This is a genomic window from Pseudomonas sp. SCPG-7, from assembly GCF_002156405.1.
Taxonomy (GTDB): domain Bacteria; phylum Pseudomonadota; class Gammaproteobacteria; order Pseudomonadales; family Pseudomonadaceae; genus Aquipseudomonas; species Aquipseudomonas parakoreensis.
Genome location: NZ_MVOO01000017.1, coordinates 76894 through 95762, shown reverse-complemented (window position 1 = coordinate 95762; position 18869 = coordinate 76894). Strand labels below are relative to the sequence as shown.

15 protein-coding genes are annotated in these 18869 nt (G+C 61.0%); 6 read left to right on the top strand and 9 right to left on the bottom strand.

The features are described 5' to 3' along the window. The first annotated feature begins 235 nt into the window (after positions 1-235). Together B1722_RS24255 and B1722_RS24250 are read left to right on the top strand one after the other, a co-directional pair. Entirely contained in the window at positions 236-2593 is a 2358-nt protein-coding gene (locus B1722_RS24255; protein ID WP_041068754.1) for a fimbria/pilus outer membrane usher protein, read from the top strand. Continuing rightward, on the top strand, positions 2590-3561 hold the full coding sequence (locus B1722_RS24250; protein ID WP_086794649.1) for a spore coat U domain-containing protein: 972 nt from the start codon (positions 2590-2592) through the stop codon (positions 3559-3561). The genes B1722_RS24255 and B1722_RS24250 overlap by 4 nt, the downstream gene beginning before the upstream one ends. Positions 3562-3664: 103 nt before the next feature. Here B1722_RS24250 and B1722_RS24245 read toward each other — a convergent pair whose 3' ends face one another. Beyond that, positions 3665-4420 carry an anti-sigma factor gene (locus tag B1722_RS24245; RefSeq protein WP_086794647.1) on the bottom strand — a complete coding sequence of 252 codons (756 nt, stop codon included), beginning with the start codon at positions 4418-4420 and terminating at the stop codon, positions 3665-3667. Continuing rightward, on the bottom strand, positions 4417-4923 hold the full coding sequence (locus tag B1722_RS24240; RefSeq protein WP_086794645.1) for an RNA polymerase sigma factor: 507 nt from the start codon (positions 4921-4923) through the stop codon (positions 4417-4419). Before B1722_RS24240 ends, B1722_RS24245 begins: the two co-directional genes overlap by 4 nt. 157 nt (positions 4924-5080) lie before the next feature. Here B1722_RS24240 and B1722_RS24235 point away from each other — a divergent pair, with 157 nt between their 5' ends. Continuing rightward, positions 5081-6175: a catalase family peroxidase gene (locus B1722_RS24235; RefSeq protein ID WP_086794643.1), complete on the top strand. Its 1095-nt coding sequence runs from the start codon at positions 5081-5083 to the stop codon at positions 6173-6175. Then, positions 6172-6717: a cytochrome b gene (locus B1722_RS24230; protein WP_086794641.1), complete on the top strand. Its 546-nt coding sequence runs from the start codon at positions 6172-6174 to the stop codon at positions 6715-6717. The genes B1722_RS24235 and B1722_RS24230 overlap by 4 nt, the downstream gene beginning before the upstream one ends. Here B1722_RS24230 and B1722_RS24225 read toward each other — a convergent pair. From B1722_RS24225 to B1722_RS24215, 3 genes are all read right to left on the bottom strand, one after another. Next, positions 6714-7913: an MFS transporter gene (locus tag B1722_RS24225; RefSeq protein ID WP_086794639.1), complete on the bottom strand. Its 1200-nt coding sequence runs from the start codon at positions 7911-7913 to the stop codon at positions 6714-6716. The two genes, B1722_RS24230 and B1722_RS24225, sit on opposite strands and share 4 nt — an antisense overlap. A gap of 149 nt (positions 7914-8062) precedes the next feature. Continuing rightward, positions 8063-9214 carry a M14-type cytosolic carboxypeptidase gene (locus B1722_RS24220; protein WP_086794637.1) on the bottom strand — a complete coding sequence of 384 codons (1152 nt, stop codon included), beginning with the start codon at positions 9212-9214 and terminating at the stop codon, positions 8063-8065. 482 nt (positions 9215-9696) lie between these two features. Then, the gene (locus B1722_RS24215) at positions 9697-10035 is read right to left on the bottom strand and encodes a DUF6124 family protein (RefSeq protein ID WP_003223691.1); all 339 of its coding nucleotides are present in this window, start codon (positions 10033-10035) and stop codon (positions 9697-9699) included. A gap of 131 nt (positions 10036-10166) precedes the next feature. On the opposite strand from B1722_RS24215, the gene B1722_RS24210 reads away from it, so the two are divergent. Continuing rightward, positions 10167-10826, top strand: coding sequence for a LexA family transcriptional regulator (locus tag B1722_RS24210; protein WP_086794635.1), 660 nt, complete (start codon positions 10167-10169; stop codon positions 10824-10826). 39 nt (positions 10827-10865) lie between these two features. On the opposite strand, the gene B1722_RS24205 is transcribed toward B1722_RS24210, so the two are convergent. The 4 genes from B1722_RS24205 to B1722_RS24190 all read right to left on the bottom strand — a co-directional run bounded on the left by B1722_RS24205 (position 10866) and on the right by B1722_RS24190 (position 16534). Next, the gene (locus B1722_RS24205; protein ID WP_086794633.1) at positions 10866-12815 is read right to left on the bottom strand and encodes an acetyl/propionyl/methylcrotonyl-CoA carboxylase subunit alpha; all 1950 of its coding nucleotides are present in this window, start codon (positions 12813-12815) and stop codon (positions 10866-10868) included. Continuing rightward, entirely contained in the window at positions 12815-13630 is an 816-nt protein-coding gene (locus tag B1722_RS24200) for a gamma-carboxygeranoyl-CoA hydratase (RefSeq protein ID WP_086794631.1), read from the bottom strand. Before B1722_RS24200 ends, B1722_RS24205 begins: the two co-directional genes overlap by 1 nt. A gap of 119 nt (positions 13631-13749) precedes the next feature. Continuing rightward, a complete protein-coding gene (locus B1722_RS24195) occupies positions 13750-15357 on the bottom strand; it encodes a carboxyl transferase domain-containing protein (protein WP_086794629.1) in 1608 nt (535 codons plus the stop codon). Between the two features lie 13 nt (positions 15358-15370). Next, positions 15371-16534 (bottom strand): isovaleryl-CoA dehydrogenase, encoded by a 1164-nt coding sequence (locus B1722_RS24190; RefSeq protein ID WP_086794626.1) that lies wholly within the window; start codon positions 16532-16534, stop codon positions 15371-15373. 298 nt (positions 16535-16832) lie between these two features. On the opposite strand from B1722_RS24190, the gene B1722_RS24185 reads away from it, so the two are divergent. Beyond that, positions 16833-18530: an AMP-binding protein gene (locus B1722_RS24185; protein WP_086794622.1), complete on the top strand. Its 1698-nt coding sequence runs from the start codon at positions 16833-16835 to the stop codon at positions 18528-18530. Positions 18531-18869: the final 339 nt, after the last annotated feature.

The window sequence follows — 18869 nt, the reverse complement described above, 5'->3', positions numbered from 1 at the left end:
CATGCCGAGTGGACTTTAGTGGCGAGGGAGCTTGCTCCCGCGGGGTTGCGAAGCAGCCCCAAGCCGTGTCAGGTAGTCCGCTCAAACAGTTCTGACGACGGCTGCGCCGCCGAGCGGGAGCAAGCTCCCTCGCCACAATGATTACATCGTGTCGTCAAAATTCCAGAGAAAGATAACTGGCTTTGGCAAGAGTGGTATCAGGAGGATCGAGTCCATTGACGGACGTAAAGCGTGTATGAGCTCAGGATGGGCTCGTCGTATTCAGCGTCCGTTGTGGCTGATGACTGGCGCGTGGTGCCTGATGGTCGTGCAACCCACCGGGGCCGGCGAATTGCCGCCGCCTCCCAGCGGCATGGAGGCCGTCAGTGATGCACAGTTGTTTCTGGAGTTGGTGGTCAATCAGATGAACACCGGGCGGGTGGTGGCGGTACAGCAGCGTGGCGGGCATCTGTTTCTGCCGGCCAGCGCATTACGCGAAACCGGGATGAAACTGCCTGACGGTAGTGCTGACGAAGTCGATCTTGACGGCCTGCCGGGACTGCACAGCGAGTACGACAGTGTCGGTCAGCGCCTGCTACTGGATGTTCCGCCGCAGTGGCTGCCGGACCAGTTCATCGGCAATCGCGAGAACTATCCGCGCACTCCGGCGCTGAGCAGCTTCGGTGCGCTGTTCAATTATGACCTGTACCTCAACGACACCGACGACGCCGGCACCTATCTGGCGGCCTGGAACGAGCTGCGGCTGTTCGATAGCTGGGGCACGTTGTCCAACACCGGGCAGTACCGGCGCACCTTGTCTGGGGATTCGGTCAGTACGCTGGACAACGGTTACCTGCGCTACGACACCACCTGGCGTTACTCCGATGACGAGCGAATGCTCACCTACGAGGGCGGGGACGTGATCAGCGGCGCCTTGCCGTGGAGCAATTCGGTGCGTCTGGGCGGTGTGCAGTTCTCACGGGATTTTGCCGTGCGTCCGGATCTGGTGACCTATCCGTTGCCGCAGTTTGCCGGTGAGGCCGCGGTGCCGTCGTCGGTGGATCTGTTCATCAACGGCTACAAGTCGAGCAGCACCGACCTGCAACCGGGGCCGTATACCCTGACCAATATTCCCTTCATCAACGGCGCCGGGGAGGCGGTGGTGGTGACCACCGATGCGCTGGGGCGGCAGGTATCGACCACGGTGCCGTTCTATGTCACCAGCAGTCTGCTGCAAAAAGGCCTGAGTGATTTTTCGGTGGCGGCCGGTACGTTGCGCCGCGATTACGGATTGAAGGACTTCAGCTATGGCCCAGGCGTGACTTCCGGCAGCCTGCGCTACGGTGTCAGCGACAGCTTCACCGTGGAAAGCCACGCCGAAGCGGCTGACTCGCTGACCCTCGGCGGCATCGGCGGCAACCTGCGTCTGGGCAATTTCGGCGTGCTCAACAGCGCCATCAGTCAGAGCCGTTTCGAAGGCGAGGGGGGCAACCAGTTCAGCCTCGGTTATCAGTACAGCAGCCAGCGCTACAGTTTTTCCTGGCAACGCTTGCAACGCCGCGACCAATACGCCGACCTGAGTGTGATCGACACGCCTTACATCAGCCTCAGCCGGCGCAGCGAGCAGGCGACCCTGAGTGTCAACCTCGACCGTTGGGGCAGCCTCGGTGCCGGCTATTTCGACGTGCGCGCGGCGGACGATTCGCGCACGCGCCTGCTCAACCTGAGCTGGAGCAAGCCGTTGTGGCGCAACAGCAGTTTCTACCTTTCGGCCAACCGCGAGATCGGTGACAGCCACTGGGCAGTGCAGGCGCAACTGGTGATCCCGTTCGATCTGCGCGGCAGTCTGGCGATCAGCAGCGAGCGCAGCAAGACCGGGCAGAGTCAGCAGCGGGTCAATTACAGTCGTTCGGTGCCGACCGAGGGCGGGGTCGGTTTCAATCTGGGCTACGCCGAGGGTGATGGCCCCGATTATCGTCAGGCCGACCTGACCTGGCGTCTGCAATCGGTGCAATTGCAGGCCGGGGTCTACGGCACTTCAGACGCCGAAACCCGTTGGGCTGATGCCAGTGGCTCGCTGGTGTGGATGGATCGCCAGGTATTCGCGGCCAATCGTATCGACGATGCATTTGTGGTGGTCAGTACCGATGGCTTTGCCGACATTCCAGTGCGTTACGAAAACCAACAGGTCGGTCAAACCGACAAAAACGGCCATCTGCTGGTGCCTTGGAGCAGCGCCTATTACCGTGGCAAATATGAAATCGATCCGCTGAACCTGCCGGCCAACGTGCGCAGCCCCAACGTCGAGCAGCGCATCGCCGTGCGCCGGGGCAGCGGTTATTTGCTGGAGTTTCCACTGAGTCGGGTGATCGCTGCGAGTATCGTGCTGGTGGACGCGCAGCAACGTGAACTGCCGTTGGGCGCGGGCGTGTTGCACGAGCAAAGCGGGGCGCGCACGGTGGTTGGCTGGGATGGCCTGGTCTACCTGGAAAACCTGCAGGCACAGAACTCGTTGTTGGTGACGCTGGCGGACGGCAAGACCTGCAAGTCGCAGTTCAATGTGGATATGCAACAAAGCCAGGTGCCGCTGATCGGCCCGTTGGTGTGTCAATGAGCGCGGCGCGGATTTGCCTGTGTCTGGCGCTGCTGCTGCCTGGGGCGGCACAGGCCTTGTGTTCGGTGGTCAGTACCACTGCGGCGGCGTTCGGTTCGATCAGTTCGATTGCCGTGCGCACCACGACGCAGCCCAGTTCCACGCTCAACGCCGGGTTGAGTTGTACGGGTTCGCTGCTGACCCTGCTGACCAGCAATGATCACTTTTACGCCACCATCACCTCGACCCAGAGCGGCTTGCTCGGGCCGACCGGCGATGTCATCGGCTACACGATCTACGCCAACAACAGCACCAGCTACCCGGTGACCCGTGGCACCGCCTTCGACTTCGCCCGCAATGGCATCATCGACGCTTTGGGGCTGCTCAACGGCACCACCCCGAAAACCGTGCCGCTGTACCTGAGCACGACCATTGGCAGCAACGTTGCCGCCGGGGTCTACACAGAAACCCTGAGTATTTTCTGGAACTGGAATTACTGCTCCGGGATCGGTGCCGGCAGTATTTGCCTGGGGCGCGACATCAACAGCGGTACGGCGACGTTGACAGTGAACCTGACCGTGTCCAACGACTGCACGATTACCGCGCCAAACATTGCCTTTGGCAGCGCGCCGGTGATCAGCGCCTTTATGCCGGTGACCGGGCAGACGATCAATCTGGCCTGCACCAAGGGCAGCGCCTACACCGTCGGTTTGAGCGATGGGCAGAACCCGGTCAGTGTCGGCGGTCGGCGGCGGATGATTTCCGGGAGCAATTATCTGGCCTACGACATCTTCAAAAGCGCCGGGACTACTCGTTGGGGCAGTGTCGGCAGTGCGCGCCGGTCGAGCACTGACGCCGAGGTCAATCCAGGAAATGGTCTGGGCACCGGGAGCCAGATCTTCAATTACAACGCGAAAATCTACATCGACCAGACCACGCCGCCGGCGGGGACTTACCTGGACAATGTGGTGCTGGACGTGGGTTTCTGACCCAACACAGTCCCCTGTAGGAGCTGCGGCACGCTGCGATCTTTTGATTTTTAACATCAAGGTCAAAAGATCGCAGCGTGCCGCAGCTCCTACAGTGGGGCTTTCAGAATTGCATTGATTGCTTCAACTGCTGCGCCGCCGGCGAGTCTGTTGGGCTGACCATCGCATAGTTGTACCCGCCGCCGGACCAGTAATCGGCCTGCAGATCGCCGTCGCTGCGGCTGCCGCGTGGCAGAAAGGTGTTTTTCGGCCCCGGTGGCCGCACGTAGAAACTGACCTTGTGACCGCTGCGATCCTCATACATCACCATCGCCGCCGGTCCTTCGTCGGTGCTGAGCAGACGGCCGCTGACCGGTTCGAAGCCGGCGGATTTCAGATCCGGCAAGCGACTGGCCTGAGTGAAATACCGGTCGAGCCAATGCTGCATGTCGCCGTCACTGTCGACTTTATAGTCCGCCGGCAATATTCCCTGCTGTGCAATCAGTCGATAGGCCTGCAAGGCATCGGTCATTGGCAGCACAGAGGCGCGCGCGAAGGTCATTTCCCGCGCCTGCCAGCCACTGAAACCACCGAGGCCGACCGCGATCAGCAACACTGCCGCGCTGGCCAGATGACGCCGTGATTGACGTTTGAGACGCTGGCGAATCTGCGCCGGATCCAACTGCGGATTCGCCGATTGCTGCAACGCACCGCCCAGCGCAGCGCGCAATTGTTGGGCGTCCTGCTGCCAGGCGCGAACCTGTGCGGCGGTGTCCGGATGATTGGCCAGCCAGGCGTCGAGGACGCGCCGATCGGCCTCGCTGAGTTGGTGGTCGACGTACGCGTGCAGGTCGCGTTCGCTGGGGGGCATGCTGATCATTTGAGTATCCGCAAGGAAGGGCTGCTGATTTCGCCGTCGCTGAGCTGGCGCAAGGCCTGACGAGCGCGGGACAGACGCGACATCACCGTGCCGCTGGGGACGTTAAGGATTTGCGCGACTTCCTTGTAGCTCAAGCCTTCCACCGAAACCATCAACAGCAGGGCTCGCTGTTCAGCAGGCAGGCGATCGAAGGCTTGCAGGGTCGATTGGGCGATCACCGTGCGCTCGGTCGAGGGCTCGGCGTCATCGCCACCGGTGAAGAATTCGAGCATCCGCGCATAACGACGGGAGCGCCGATGGGCGTCGAGAAACTGCCGATAGAGAATTGCGAACAGCCATGCACGCACGTCACCCTCGGCGCGTTTGCTGCTCCAGCCGGACAAGGCCCGTTCAAGGCTGGCCTGCACCAGATCGTCGGCGCTGCTGCTGTTGCGGGTCAGTGACACGGCAAAGCGGCGCAATCTGGGAATGATTTCTCTCAACTGTTCGTCGATTTCGCTCATTAGTTTCTGCCAGTCACTACGCTGTGGACTAGAGAGACGTCCGCCGTTCGAGGTTATTCCACGTTCGGAAAAATAAATACCGGGCCATGGAATAAATCCCGCTGGGGTGCGTCTTGCTGATTCTTCCTACTTGTGGCCGATGGCCCTGGAGTTATTCATGGTTGATCGCACTTCACCGCCGGGCAGGCCGTCGCGCCCACCCTTGAGTGCCGCGAGCACAGTGTTGCGTCTGACGGCGATTGCCGTGGTGGTTGCCGCTGTCGCCGGGGCGTTTGCCTACGTCCACGGTAACCTTGACCCACAACGTCTGACGCCCAAGGCGCTGGTCGATGTGCTGGAGAAAAACAACGGCGTGCATCCCGGTTTCCGTCGCAACCACGCCAAAGGCGTATGCGTGATCGGGCATTTCGAGAGCAGCGGCGAGGCGCGGGCGTTTTCTGTCGCGCAGGTGTTCAACGAGGCGCGGACTCCGGTGGTCGGGCGCTTCGCATTGCCGGCGGGCAATCCCTACGCCCCGGACAGCAGCGTGCCGATCCGCAGTCTGGCATTGCGTTTCAGCCAGGCCAACGGTCAGCAATGGCGCACCGGGATGAACAGCATGCCGGTGTTCCCGGTCGGCACGCCTGAGGCGTTCTATCAATTGCAGCAGGCGCAGTCGCCGGATCCGGTCACGGGCAAACCGGACCCCTCGAAGGTGCCGGCATTCTTCGCCGCGCACCCTGAAGCCGTGCCGTTCCTGACGTGGGTGAAGACCGCCAAACCCTCGGCCAGCTATGCCACCGAAACCTACAACAGCGTGAATGCGTTCTATCTGGTCAGCGCCAGTGGGCAGAAGCAGGCGGTGCGCTGGAGCGTCACGCCACTGGCGCGCGATGCCGCCGGAGCAACAGCGCCGGAGGGCGCGGATTTTCTGGAAAAGGATTTGGTGCAGCGACTGGCCGAAGGGCCGTTGCACTGGCAGTTGAACATCACCTTGGCCAACCCCGGTGACCCGGTAAACGATGCAAGCAAAACCTGGCCCGACGGCCGCAAGGTGATCAACGCCGGCACGCTGGTACTGGAGAAGACCCAGCCGCAGCTCAGCGGTGAATGCCGTGACATCAATTACGATCCGCTGGTGCTGCCCGCCGGTATCGAAGGCTCCGACGACCCGTTGCTCGCTGCGCGTTCCGCCGGTTACGCCGATTCCTACCTGCGGCGTACCAGTGAAGTCAGCCAATTGCCCGCCGCGAAACAGGAGGCTCGCCCATGAGCACGCAACCGACTCATTTCGCGCTGTTGGCGCGGCTCCTGCACTGGCTGATGGCGGTCATGATCATTGCCATGTTGTTCATTGGCGCCGGCATGGTCACTTCGGTTTCACAGCGGCATGAATGGCTGATTCACCTGCATAAACCGCTGGGGATTGCGATTCTGCTGCTGGTGGTCGTGCGCCTGTTGGTACGTTTTTCCACCCGACAGCCACCGCTGCCGGCGGATCTGCCGGGTTGGCAAGTGATGGCGGCCAAGGCGTCGCATGTGTTGTTGTACGCCTTGATGCTGGTGCTACCGGTGCTCGGTTGGGCGATGATCAGTGCTTCGGGGGAGCCGGTGATGCTCAGTAGTACCTTGCAGTTGCCGTCGATCCTGCCGGCCGATGCGCAGGTGTTTGCCATGTTGCGCAAGGCGCATGGTTATCTGGCGTACCTGTTGTTTCTGACCGTGCTGTTACACCTGGCGGCGGCGCTGTTCCACGGTTGGGTGCGCCGCGACGAAGTGCTCGACAGCATGTTGCGCGGTCGCCAGCGCAATTAACCGGCCTGTGTGGCGCACCGCTGCGGTGCGCCACTTTTCAGGGTCAGCCACCAATAGCCCAGCGCCAGCGCATTGATAACGGCGCCAAGCAGGCACACGCCGCTCCAGCCGGCCCACGCGTATGTCGCCGTGGAAAGGATTGAACCCACGGCGCTGCCAATCGAGTAGAACAGCATGTAGCCAGCCGTGAGGCGGCTTTGCGCTTCGGGGCGCACGCTGTAGATCATGCTCTGGCTGGTGACGTGTACGGCCTGCAGGCCCAGATCGAGAGTGATCACCCCCAGCAACAGCGCCCACAACGAGGATTGGGTGAGGGCAATCGGCAGCCACGAGGCGAGCATCAGCAGCAGCGACACACCACTGACCCATTGGCCCAGACCGCGATCGGCGAGATGCCCGGCGCGCGCGGCGGCGAGTGCACCGGCGGCGCCGGCCAGTCCGAACAGGCCGATTTCGCTGTGGGACAACGACAGCGGCGGGGCGGCCAGCGGCAGTACCATCGGCGTCCACAGGACCATGGCGCTGGCGAAGGTCAGCAACGCGAGAATTGCCCGTTGGCGCAGCACCGGCTCTTGCCGGAACAGGCTGAACACCGAAGCGATAAGCGCGCCGTAACGGCTCGCGGGCTGCGCGACTTCATCCTTGGGCAATACGCGCAACAGCAGCAGCGCCATGAGCAGCGTCAGACCCGCAGACAGCAGATAGATCGCGCGCCAACCCGCCAGATCAGCAATGGCCCCGGCAATCGTGCGAGCAAGCAGAATACCGACGACGATGCCGCTGGTGACCACGCCGACCACGCGACCGCGTTGCGCCGGGATGGCCAATGTCGCGGCGTAGGCCACCAGCACTTGCGTCACCACCGCGAGCAAACCGGTCAACGACATGCCGAGCAGCAGCCACAGACTGTTGGGAGCCAGCGCAATCATCAGCAGGGCGACTGCCGAGAGCAGGGTCTGGGTGACGATCAGTCGGCGTCGGTTGAGCAGATCGCCGAGGGGCACCAGCAATACCAGACCGATGCCGTAACCGATCTGCGTCAAGGTCATGACGATACCGATGCTTGCCGGTGACATGGCGAATGCGTCGGCCATGGCGTCCAGTAGCGGCTGCGCGTAATACACGTTGCCCACGGCCAGACCGCAGGCAATGGCGAACAGCAGCACCACGCTGCTTTTGAGCGGTTGAGGTTGCATGCCCTGATTCCTTTTTGGGTTTCAAATTAAAACCAGAATCAAAGTAAGCATTCTGGTTTTAATTTGCAACCTTGTCGGTCATGGCATTTGATCGCGCAAAAAAAAGATCGCAGACAATGCTGCGATCTTCGGGTGGAGCGGGGGAGGAATCAGCGCAGGGTGTCGACCATGTCGGCGATGGTGGTCAGCACGTCTTTGCCCAACTGTTTCGAGCGTTTGCCCGACCAGCCCGTTTCTTTGTTCGGATGATCGTCGTGATCCTTGAACGGCATTTCCAGGGTCAGCGACAGGCAGTCGTATGTCTGACCGACCGCGTTGCAGGCCAGCGTCATGTTGGCCTGGCCCGGTTCGTCGCGGGTGTAGCCGAACTGGGTCTGGAAGTCCTTGGTGGTGTGCTTGAGGTGCGTGCGGAAATGCTCTTCGAGCTTCTCGATGCGCGGCGTGTAACCCGGATTGCCTTCACAACCGGCGGTGAACACGTGGGGGATTTCCTCGTCACCGTGTACGTCCAGGAACAGATCGACGCCATACTTTTCCATCTGCTGTTGTACGAAAAGTACCTCAGGGCTGACGTCCTGACTGGCGCTCTGCCAGGCGCGGTTCAAATCCTGGCCCATGGCGTTGGTGCGCAGGTGACCGTGGAAGGCGCCGTCCGGGTTCATGTTCGGCACCAGATACAAATCGGCGCTGGCCAGCAGTCTGTTCAGCACCGGATCGTCGTGGCGTTCCAGGCGCTCGATCACGCCTTCCATGAACCATTCGGCCATGTGCTCGCCCGGGTGCTGTTGCGCGATGATCCAGATTTTGCGCTGGCTCTCGGCACCGCTGCCCTTGCGCAGTAACTGAATGTCACGCCCTTCGACGCTCTTGCCGGTGGCCAGCAGTTCGGTGCCGGCCTTGGTCAGCGCCTGCTCGATCAACCAGTCATGACGACCGCGGCTGTAGGGTTCGAAGTAGGCGAACCAGGCGTGGGTTTGCTCGGCTTCAAGGCAAAAGCGCAGGCTGTCACCTTCGAAACTGGTGGGAATGCGGAACCAGTTGACGTGGTCGTAGGAAGCGACAGCCTGATAGCCGGTCCAGGCCTTGTTGTAGGAGGATTGGCTGGCGTTGACCAGGCGAAACCAGTGCTCTTGATGAACATGCAGGCCGCTGGCTTTGAAGTGGAACCACTGAAAATGCGCGCTGCGGGTATCCGGGCGGATGGCCAGAACCGGGTTGAGCGGATTGGAGATGTCGATGACTTGGATGTTGCCGCTGTCGAAGTTGGCGCTGATGTCGAACGAAGATTTGGCCACGGTCATAATCGATTCCTGAATATGATTTTTATGGCGGCTACTTTACACGCAAGGCTGAGGTGAAACCGAGGGAAATTGCGGCTTGCGGTAGGGGGGCGTCTTCCGTGACGCGCAAGCAGCTTAGAGACTGTGCGATTGATTCTCAAGTGCTAATTGTCATTGGTTTGCCCCAATCTGGCCGGGCCAAGCTTGCCAAGCGATATTCTTTTGATATTATCCGCGCCATCGAATTTGCAGTACCCACAGACTTCATTAGCCTGAAGCCATAAGCCCGAAAAACGGGCAAAAAAAGACCCGGCAAAAAGCCGGGTCAAAAACCGTGATTAGCCTGATGAGGAGATAGTCCAGAAGACCGACCTGAGGTCTCTGGTCCATCGACTGATCTCGCGACCAGTTGCTTGCAATAATAATCATTATCATTTGCAAGTCAAACGTTTTTATCTGCGCGATTGGAAAATTCTTTCCTGTCCGCTCACTTCCCGTGTTCGTCAGAGCTGCTCGCCATCAATCGAATGGTCGACCATCGCTCGCGCCATATCCACCATATGCACCACCGAAAAGGCCAGGTCACGGCTTGCGCCCTGCAGGTTTTCGGCTGCCTTGAAGGCGGTGGCCGCTGCGCAACGCAACAGATCCGACGCATGCACCAGCGCCTCCTCGCCGCTGAGATGGCGTTTCACATCAAAAAAACGCTCATCGACCTCGGGTTCTGACACAGCTGGTTTCAAGTAATAGTCCAGCGCTCGCTGCGCTGCCGCGTTGCCTTGAGGGGAGGTAAACGTGGTGTCCATTTGCAGATCGGGCAAGTCTTTGCTGCTGATATTCATGGTGAAGGGTCACTCCTTGTTCGATTGGAAGTCCGTGCTTTCAGGATAGTACGATGCGTAGTTGTGACCAGAATTTAAATACTACAATATGTGTTTTGCCGGCCGAAGGCGGGGCAAGTAAGGTGCCGCACATGGATAAATGGATTGAGTTGGTCAAGGCCAAGATGAGTGAACTCAAAATCACTCAAACAGAGCTCGGAGAGCGCGTCGGCATGTCCCAGGGCGGCATCGGCCATTGGCTGAACAAACGTCGCGAACCGGGCATCACCCAAATGAACCGCGTGTTGCAGGCGCTGGGCATGGACTTCCTCGAAGTGGTGCTGGTGATCCGTGAACCGCAGGAAGCGGCGGATGACGAAATGCCATTGGCACAGAAGTACAACCCGTACTTCCGCTACCCGGTCAGTGACTGGTCCACCTCGTGCGAAATCCGCGAGAGTGCAGCCACAACCTATGCTCCGACGCAGGACAAGCAGCGCTTCGAACTGACGGATTATCACGCCCGTGGTGCGGCGTTCTGGCTGACGGTGGCGGGGGATTCCATGACCGCACCGACCGGCCAGAGCATTGCCGAGGGCATGCTGATTCTGGTTGACCCTGAGGTGGAAGCGCTGCCAGGCAAACTGGTGATCGCCCAGTGGCAAGGCTGCGATGAAGCGATCTTTCGCAAGCTGGACGAAGAGGGCGGCCAGCGTTATCTGGTACCGCTCAATCCGACCTGGCCCAAAGCCTTGTTCACCGATGAGTGTCGAATCATTGGCGTGGTGGTTCAGGCTACGGCGCGTTTCTAGTCAGATCGATCCTCGTTTTGCGTAGGATCGATCTCCCATTTACACGGCTTCCAGTTCAACCAAAGCGCTGCCTTCGCCGACCATTTCACCTTCCTGGCAATACAGCGCTTTGACCACTCCCGCATGCGGCGCGCGGATGCTGTGCTCCATCTTCATCGCTTCCAGCACCACCAGTTGCGCACCGGCTTCGACCGACTGCCCGGCCTCCACCAACACCCGCACGATGCTGCCGTTCATTGGCGCGGTCAGACCGCCCTGATGGCTGTGGCTGGCGTCGACGGCGCTGATCGGGTCATACGCCTGAATGCGCCGCAACTCGCCGTCCCATTGCAGGTACAGCGAATCGTCCTGACGGATTGCCCGCAGGACACGGCGTACGCCGTCGTGCTCGACCACCAGTGCTTCACCGGACAGTGTGGCGTTGCCTGAGCTATTCAGCGTCAGCGCCCGATCCTGGCCATCGCAGCTCAAATGCAAAGTGACTTCTGCCGGCAGACCGGCGCGCAAACCACTGTTCAAGGCCCACGGCGACCCCGGATCATCCGCCCGAACAGTGCCCGGCAAACTCTGCGCGAAAGCCTGCGCTGCCGTATTCCAGAACCCATCACTCAGTTCACCCGGAGCCGGAAGCAGCGTTTCCTGATAACGCGGAATAAACCCGGTATCCAACTCCGCAGCGGCAAATGCCGGATGCGCGATGATCCGCCGCAGGAAGTTGATGTTGGTCTTCAAACCGCCGATCGCGAACTCATCAAGCATGCTCAACAGCCGCAGCCGCGCCTGCTCGCGATCCTCGCCCCAGGCGATCAGCTTGCCGAGCATCGGGTCGTAGAACGGCGAAATTTCATCGCCTTGCTCAACACCGCTATCCACCCGACGCCCTGGTCCCGCAGCCGATTCACGATACAAATCCAGGCGGCCGGTGGCGGGCAGGAAATCATTCGACGGGTCTTCGGCATACAGGCGCACTTCAATCGCATGGCCATTGAGCGGCACCTGATCCTGGGTGATCGGCAACGCTTCGCCGCGCGCCACACGAATCTGCCACGCCACCAGATCGAGTCCGGTGATCGCTTCGGTGACCGGGTGTTCGACCTGCAAGCGCGTGTTCATCTCCATGAAGAAGAATTCGCCGCGCGCATCCAGCAGGAACTCCACGGTCCCCGCGCCGACGTAACCAATCGCCTGCGCCGAACGCACCGCCGCTTCGCCCATGGCGCGACGCAGCTCCGGGGTCAGGCCCGGGGCCGGGGCTTCTTCGACGACTTTCTGGTGCCGGCGCTGAATCGAACAATCACGCTCGTTGAGGTACAGGCAGTTGCCATGCTGATCGGCGAACACCTGAATTTCCACATGGCGTGGTTTGAGCAGGTATTTCTCCACCAGCATCCGCGAATCGCCGAATGACGACTGCGCCTCACGCTGCGCCGAGGCCAGGGCTTCGGCCAATTGGCTGACGTCCTCGACCACTTTCATGCCTTTGCCACCGCCACCGGCCGTGGCCTTGAGCAGCACCGGATAGCCAATACGTGCGCAGGCATCGCGGAAGGTATCGATATCCTGCGCCTCGCCGTGATAGCCCGGCACCAGCGGCACGCCGGCGGTTTCCATCAACGCCTTGGCCGCCGATTTGCTGCCCATCGCGTCGATGGCCGAGGCGGGTGGACCGAGGAAAATCAGCCCGGCTTGTTCAATGGCGCGGGCGAAGCCGGCATTCTCCGACAGAAAGCCATAACCCGGATGAATCGCCTGCGCGCCGCTGGCCTTGGCCGCCGCGATCAGTTTGTCGATTTGCAAATAGCTGTCAGCGGCTTTGCTGCCACCGAGATCAACGCGGACATCCGCTTCCCGGCTGTGCCGCGCTTCGCGGTCGATGGCGCTGTGCACGGCGACGGTGGTCAGGCCCAGCGCCTTGGCGGTACGCATGACCCGGCAAGCGATTTCGCCACGGTTGGCCACCAGCAGGGTGGTGAGAACAGGTGCGCTCATCAACGCGGCTCCTTGGGGGTGGTTGCAGCTTGCCAGCTTGGCGGGCGTTTTTGCAGAAAGGCGCGCAAGCCTTCCTGGCCTTCAGGGCTGACGCGGATCCGGGCGATGGCGTTTTCGGTGTAGCGGCGCAGCGCCGGGGTCAGTGCGCCGTTGCCGACTTCGCGCAGCAGATCCTTGCTGGCGCGCATTGCGGCGGGACTGTTGAGCAGCAGATTGTCGATCCATTGTTCGACGGCTTGATCAAGCTCGGCGGCCGGGTAGCTCTCGGACAACAAACCGATTTCCCGCGCACGCTGCCCGCCGAAACGTTCAGCCGTCAGGGCGTAGCGACGCGCAGCCCGTTCGCCGATGGCCTGCACCACGAACGGACTGATCACCGCAGGTGCCAGGCCGATGCGCACTTCCGACAGACAGAACTGCGCGTCATCGCTGCCAATCGCCATGTCGCAGCAACTGATCAGACCCAGCGCACCGCCGAACGCCGCCCCTTGCACCACGGCCAGGGTCGGGACTTTCAGCTTGGCGAGGTTGTACATCAGCTCCGCCAGTTCCCGGGCGTCGTCGAGGTTGGTGTGGTAATCGAGCTCGGCCGATTGCTGCATCCACGCCAGATCGGCGCCGGCGCTGAAGTGCCTGCCACGTCCGCGCACCAGCAGGAAACGCAGGCTGGCATCGCTAGCCACCTTGTCCAGCGCCAGAATCAGTTCGCGGATCATTTCGGCGTTGAACGCGTTGTTCTTTTCTTCGCGGCTCAGCCACAGGGTCGCGAAACCCCGTGGATCGCTCTGCAGTTCGAGGGTGTTGAAGTCGCTCATATTCTTCCGTCTCCACGGTTCTTGTGGGAGCGAGCCTGCTCGCGAAAGCGGTGTATCAGTCGAAGTATCCGGAGCTGACAGACCGTCTTCGCGAGCAGGCTCGCTCCCACAAAAAAGCATCACATCCGGAACACGCCGAAGCGGCTCGGTTCGATAGGCGCGTTCAACGACGCGGACAAGGCCAGAGCCAGCACGTCACGAGTCTGCGCCGGGTCGATGACGCCGTCGTCCCACAGTCGTGCGCTGGAATAGTAAGGGTGACCCTGCTCTTCGTACTGATCGAGAATCGGTTGTTTGATCTCGGCTTCCTGTTCCGTACTGAAGGCCTGGCCGCTGCGTTCGGCCTGCTCGCGTTTGACCTGCACCAGCACGCCCGCAGCCTGCTCGGCGCCCATCACGCCGATGCGCGCATTCGGCCACATCCACAGGAAGCGCGGATCGTAAGCGCGCCCGCACATGCCGTAGTTACCGGCGCCGAAGCTGCCGCCGATGATCACGGTGAATTTCGGCACCTTGGCGCAGGCCACCGCCGTCACCAGTTTCGCGCCGTGCTTGGCGATGCCGCCGGCCTCGTATTTCTGCCCGACCATGAAGCCGGTGATGTTCTGCAGGAACAGCAGCGGAATGCCGCGCTGGCAGGCCAGTTCGATGAAGTGCGCGCCTTTTTGCGCGGCTTCGGCAAAGAGAATGCCGTTGTTGGCGAGGATCGCGATCGGGTAGCCGTGCAGGTGCGCAAAACCGCAGACCAGCGTGGTGCCGAACAGCGCCTTGAATTCATCGAACACCGAGCCGTCGACCAGTCGCGCAATCACTTCGCGCACGTCGAACGGCTGCTTGGCGTCGGCGGAAACCACACCGTACAACTCATCGCTGGCGTACAGCGGCGCAATCGGCGTGCGCTGCTGCACTTCACCGAGCTTGCGCCAGTTGAGGTTGGCGACGCTGCGGCGAGCGAGGGCGAGGGCGTGTTCGTCGCTTTCGGCGTAATGGTCGGCGACCCCGGAAATCTTGCAGTGCACATCGGCACCGCCGAGGTCTTCAGCGCTGACCACTTCTCCGGTCGCGGCTTTCACCAGCGGCGGGCCGGCGAGGAAGATGGTTGCCTGGTTGCGCACCATGATCGCTTCGTCCGCCATCGCCGGCACATAGGCGCCGCCAGCGGTGCACGAGCCCATGACCACGGCGATCTGCGGAATGCCCATCGCGCTCATGTTGGCCTGGTTGAAGAAGATCCGGCCGAAGTGCTCGCGATCCGGGAACACCTCGTCCTGACGTGGCAGGTTGGCGCCGCCCGAGTCCACCAGATAGATGCACGGCAAGCGGTTCTGCTGGGCGATGGTCTGCGCGCGCAGGTGTTTCTTCACGGTCAGCGGGTAGTACGAACCACCTTTCACGGTCGCGTCGTTGGCGACGATCATGCACTCGACGCCTTCGACCCGGCCGATTCCGGCGATCACGCCGGCGGCGGGAACGTCTTCGCCATACACCGCGTGCGCGGCGAGCTGGCTGATTTCCAGAAACGGCGAGCCCGGGTCCAGCAGGCGATTGATCCGCTCACGCGGCAGCAATTTACCGCGCGAGGTGTGCCGTTCCTGGGCTTTCGCGCCGCCACCCTGCGCCACTTGGGCGAGCAGGGTATGCAGGGCGTCGACCTGTTCGAGCATCGCCGCGCTGTTGGCGGCGAACTCCGCTGAACGGGGATTGAGCTGGGTATGCAGGATAGCCATGGACAGCTCCGTTTTAGCGGGTTTCGTTGAACAGTTCGCGGCCGATCAGCATGCGCCGGATCTCACTGGTGCCAGCGCCGATTTCGTAGAGCTTGGCATCACGCAGCAGGCGGCCGGCCGGGAATTCGTTGATGTAGCCGTTGCCGCCGAGAATCTGGATCGCGTCGAGGGCCATTTGCGTCGCGCGTTCGGCGGTGTAGAGGATCACGCCGGCGGCGTCCTTGCGCGTGGTTTCGCCGCGCTCGCAGGCCTGGGCCACTGCATACAGGTAGGCGCGGCTGGCGTTGAGCTGGGTGTACATGTCGGCGACTTTGCCCTGGATCAGCTGGAATTCGCCGATGCTCTGACCGAACTGCTTGCGGTCGTGGATGTACGGCACGATCAGGTCCATGCACGACTGCATGATCCCGGTCGGTCCACCGGACAGCACGACGCGCTCGTAATCGAGACCACTCATCAGCACTTTCACGCCACTGTTGAGCACGCCGAGGATGTTTTCTTCCGGCACTTCGACGTCATCGAAAAACAGCTCGCAAGTGTTGGAGCCGCGCATGCCGAGCTTGTCGAACTTGTTGCTGCGGCTGAAGCCTTTCCAGTCGCGTTCGACGATGAATGCAGTGATACCGTGCGGCCCTTTTTCCAGGTCGGTCTTGGCATAGATCACGTAGGTGTTGGCGTCGGGGCCGTTGGTGATCCAGGTCTTGCTGCCGTTGAGGACGAAACGGTCGCCGCGCTTGTCGGCGCGCAATTTCATCGAAACCACGTCGGAACCGGCGTTCGGCTCGCTCATGGCGAGGGCGCCGACATGTTCGCCGCTGATCAGCTTGGGCAGGTATTTGCTTTTTTGTTCGTGGTTGCCGTTGCGGTTGATCTGGTTGACGCAAAGGTTGGAATGCGCGCCGTAGGACAGCGCCACGGAAGCCGAGCCGCGGCTGATTTCTTCCATCGCCACCACGTGCGCCAGGTAACCCAGACCCGCACCGGCGTACTCTTCCGGCACGGTGATACCCAGCAGGCCCATGTCACCGAACTTGCGCCACATATCGGCCGGAAACAGGTTGTCGTGGTCGATCTGCGCGGCGCGTGGGGCGATCTGATCGGCGACGAAGGACTGAACCTGATCGCGCAGCATGTCGATGGTTTCACCGAGGGAGAAGTTCAGGGATGGGTAGCTCATGGGTCACCTTTTGGCTTTTTTGTAGGGTGGGGAGGGCAGTCGAACGGCTCTCACCTTTACGTTAACGTAAGCCTGCGATGGTTGGCTGTCAATCACCCTTTACGTTAACGTCAACTTGAGCGAGAGTAAGGGCACCTCAGGATTGAAAGTGGACTGTCCCATGTGGGAGCGAGCTTGCTCGCGAAGGCGTCAGGCCAGTCGACAGGGATGTCGAATCAGATGGCCTCTTCGCGAGCAAGCTCGCTCCCACAGGGGGGACAATCCGGTAAACCCACTAATAAAGACAATAGGGGTCGTCATGGATCAACCCAGTGCAAACCCGCAGCGCAGCTATACCCGAGGCTCACAGGACAAAGCCTTGCTGACGATGACCATCGGGCAGAAGTTCGACGAGACCGTCGCGCAGTACCCGGACGGCGAGGCGCTGGTGGTGCGTCATCAGCAGCTGCGTTACACCTGGCGGCAACTGGCCGACGCGGTAGACGTTCATGCCAGAGCGCTGCTGGCGTTGGGTTTGCAGGCCGGTGACCGACTTGGCATCTGGGCGCCGAATGGCGCGCAATGGTGCATTACACAGTTCGCCACCGCGAAGATCGGCGTGATCCTGGTCAACATCAACCCGGCCTACCGCAGCTCCGAACTGGAATACGTGCTCAAGCAGTCCGGTTGCCAATGGCTGGTCTGCGCCGGTGCCTTCAAATCTTCGAACTATCACGGCATGTTGCAAGGCTTGCTGCCGGAACTGGCCCAGCAATCCATCGGCGAACTGCACAGCGAGCGCCTGCCGGAGCTGCGCGGGTTGATAAGCCTCGATCCGCAGCCACCTTCGGGTTTTCTCCCGTGGTCGCAACTGGCAGATCTGGCCGCCATTGTCTCTGCCGAACAATTGCGTGAACGCAGCGACAGCCTGCACTTCGACCAACCCGTCAACATCCAGTACACCTCCGGCACCACCGGATTCCCCAAGGGCGCGACCCTCAGTCACTACAACATCCTCAACAACGGTTACATGGTCGGCGAGAGCATCGGTCTGACCCCGGACGATCGCCTGGTGATCCCGGTGCCGCTGTATCACTGCTTCGGCATGGTCATGGGCAACCTCGGCTGCATCACTCACGCCAGTACGATGATTTACCCCAATGACGCGTTCGATCCGCTACTGACCCTGCAAACCGTCGCCGAAGAAAAGGCCACCGGGCTGTACGGCGTGCCGACCATGTTCATCGCCATGCTTGATCAGCCACAGCGCGCCGAGTTCGATCTATCGATCCTGCGCACCGGGATCATGGCCGGCGCCACTTGCCCGATCGAGGTGATGCGCCGGGTCATCAGTGAAATGCACATGAGCGAGGTGCAGATCGCCTACGGCATGACCGAAACCAGCCCTGTCTCCCTGCAAACCGGGCCATCGGACGAGCTGGAACTGCGCGTGACCACCGTCGGCCGCACCCAGCCGCAACTCGAAAGCAAAATCATCGACGAGGCCGGTAACCTGGTTCCGCGCGGCACCATCGGCGAACTCTGCACCCGTGGTTACAGCGTGATGCTCGGTTATTGGAGCAACCCGCAAGCCACCGCCGAAGCCATCGATGAGGCGGGCTGGATGCATACCGGCGACCTGGCGAGCATGAACGATGAGGGTTACGTGAATATCGCAGGGCGTAACAAGGACATGATCATTCGCGGGGGCGAGAACATTTACCCGCGCGAACTGGAAGAGTTCTTCTTCACCCACCCGGCGGTGGCGGATGTGCAGGTGATCGGCATTCCGTGCTCGCGTTACGGTGAGGAGATTGTCGCCTGGATCAAGTTCCACCCCGGCCACAATGCCACCGAACAAGAGCTGCAAGCGTGGTGCAAGGAGCGCATTGCGCACTTCAAGACGCCGCGGCATTTCAAGTTCGTCGAAGAGTTTCCGATGACGGTGACGGGCAAGATCCAGAAATTCCGGATGCGCGAGATCAGTATCGAGGAGTTAAAAACAATCGAACGGTAGCTACCACCCCTGTGGGAGCTGGCTTGCCAGCGATTGCGGTAGATCATTCAACATTGATGCTGGCTGACCTGACGCTATCGCTGGCAAGCCAGCTCCCACAGGGATGTTAGGGAATTCGGGAATTGCGGAAAGCACAAAGGGGAGCCGAAGCTCCCCTTTAATTTTGTCGTCGCGTGCTCTTTTTTATTATTGAGGGGCGGTCTGTTGTTGTTTTTGGCAACCGTGGCCCTTTACCGCTGTTTTTGGCGACCCCCATCCGGGGTCAAGAGCAAACGTATTTTTTTGAGCGCTGATCTGCTTTCTCGTTAAACGATCCAACCGATTCGGGAGCTACCTGAA

Excerpts from the sequence above, each read along its gene's own strand:
- B1722_RS24230 (WP_086794641.1), top strand. The coding sequence starts at position 6,172 with ATGAGCACGCAACCGACTCATTTCGCGCTGTTGGCGCGGCTCCTGCAC.
- B1722_RS24185 (WP_086794622.1), top strand. The coding sequence starts at position 16,833 with ATGGATCAACCCAGTGCAAACCCGCAGCGCAGCTATACCCGAGGCTCA.
- B1722_RS24210 (WP_086794635.1), top strand. The coding sequence starts at position 10,167 with ATGGATAAATGGATTGAGTTGGTCAAGGCCAAGATGAGTGAACTCAAA.
- B1722_RS24195 (WP_086794629.1), bottom strand. The coding sequence starts at position 15,357 with ATGGCTATCCTGCATACCCAGCTCAATCCCCGTTCAGCGGAGTTCGCC.
- B1722_RS24250 (WP_086794649.1), top strand. The coding sequence starts at position 2,590 with ATGAGCGCGGCGCGGATTTGCCTGTGTCTGGCGCTGCTGCTGCCTGGG.
- B1722_RS24190 (WP_086794626.1), bottom strand. The coding sequence starts at position 16,534 with ATGAGCTACCCATCCCTGAACTTCTCCCTCGGTGAAACCATCGACATG.
- B1722_RS24205 (WP_086794633.1), bottom strand. The coding sequence starts at position 12,815 with ATGAGCGCACCTGTTCTCACCACCCTGCTGGTGGCCAACCGTGGCGAA.
- B1722_RS24235 (WP_086794643.1), top strand. The coding sequence starts at position 5,081 with ATGGTTGATCGCACTTCACCGCCGGGCAGGCCGTCGCGCCCACCCTTG.
- B1722_RS24240 (WP_086794645.1), bottom strand. The coding sequence starts at position 4,923 with ATGAGCGAAATCGACGAACAGTTGAGAGAAATCATTCCCAGATTGCGC.
- B1722_RS24255 (WP_041068754.1), top strand. The coding sequence starts at position 236 with ATGAGCTCAGGATGGGCTCGTCGTATTCAGCGTCCGTTGTGGCTGATG.
- B1722_RS24220 (WP_086794637.1), bottom strand. The coding sequence starts at position 9,214 with ATGACCGTGGCCAAATCTTCGTTCGACATCAGCGCCAACTTCGACAGC.
- B1722_RS24200 (WP_086794631.1), bottom strand. The coding sequence starts at position 13,630 with ATGAGCGACTTCAACACCCTCGAACTGCAGAGCGATCCACGGGGTTTC.
- B1722_RS24215 (WP_003223691.1), bottom strand. The coding sequence starts at position 10,035 with ATGAATATCAGCAGCAAAGACTTGCCCGATCTGCAAATGGACACCACG.
- B1722_RS24245 (WP_086794647.1), bottom strand. The coding sequence starts at position 4,420 with ATGATCAGCATGCCCCCCAGCGAACGCGACCTGCACGCGTACGTCGAC.
- B1722_RS24225 (WP_086794639.1), bottom strand. The coding sequence starts at position 7,913 with ATGCAACCTCAACCGCTCAAAAGCAGCGTGGTGCTGCTGTTCGCCATT.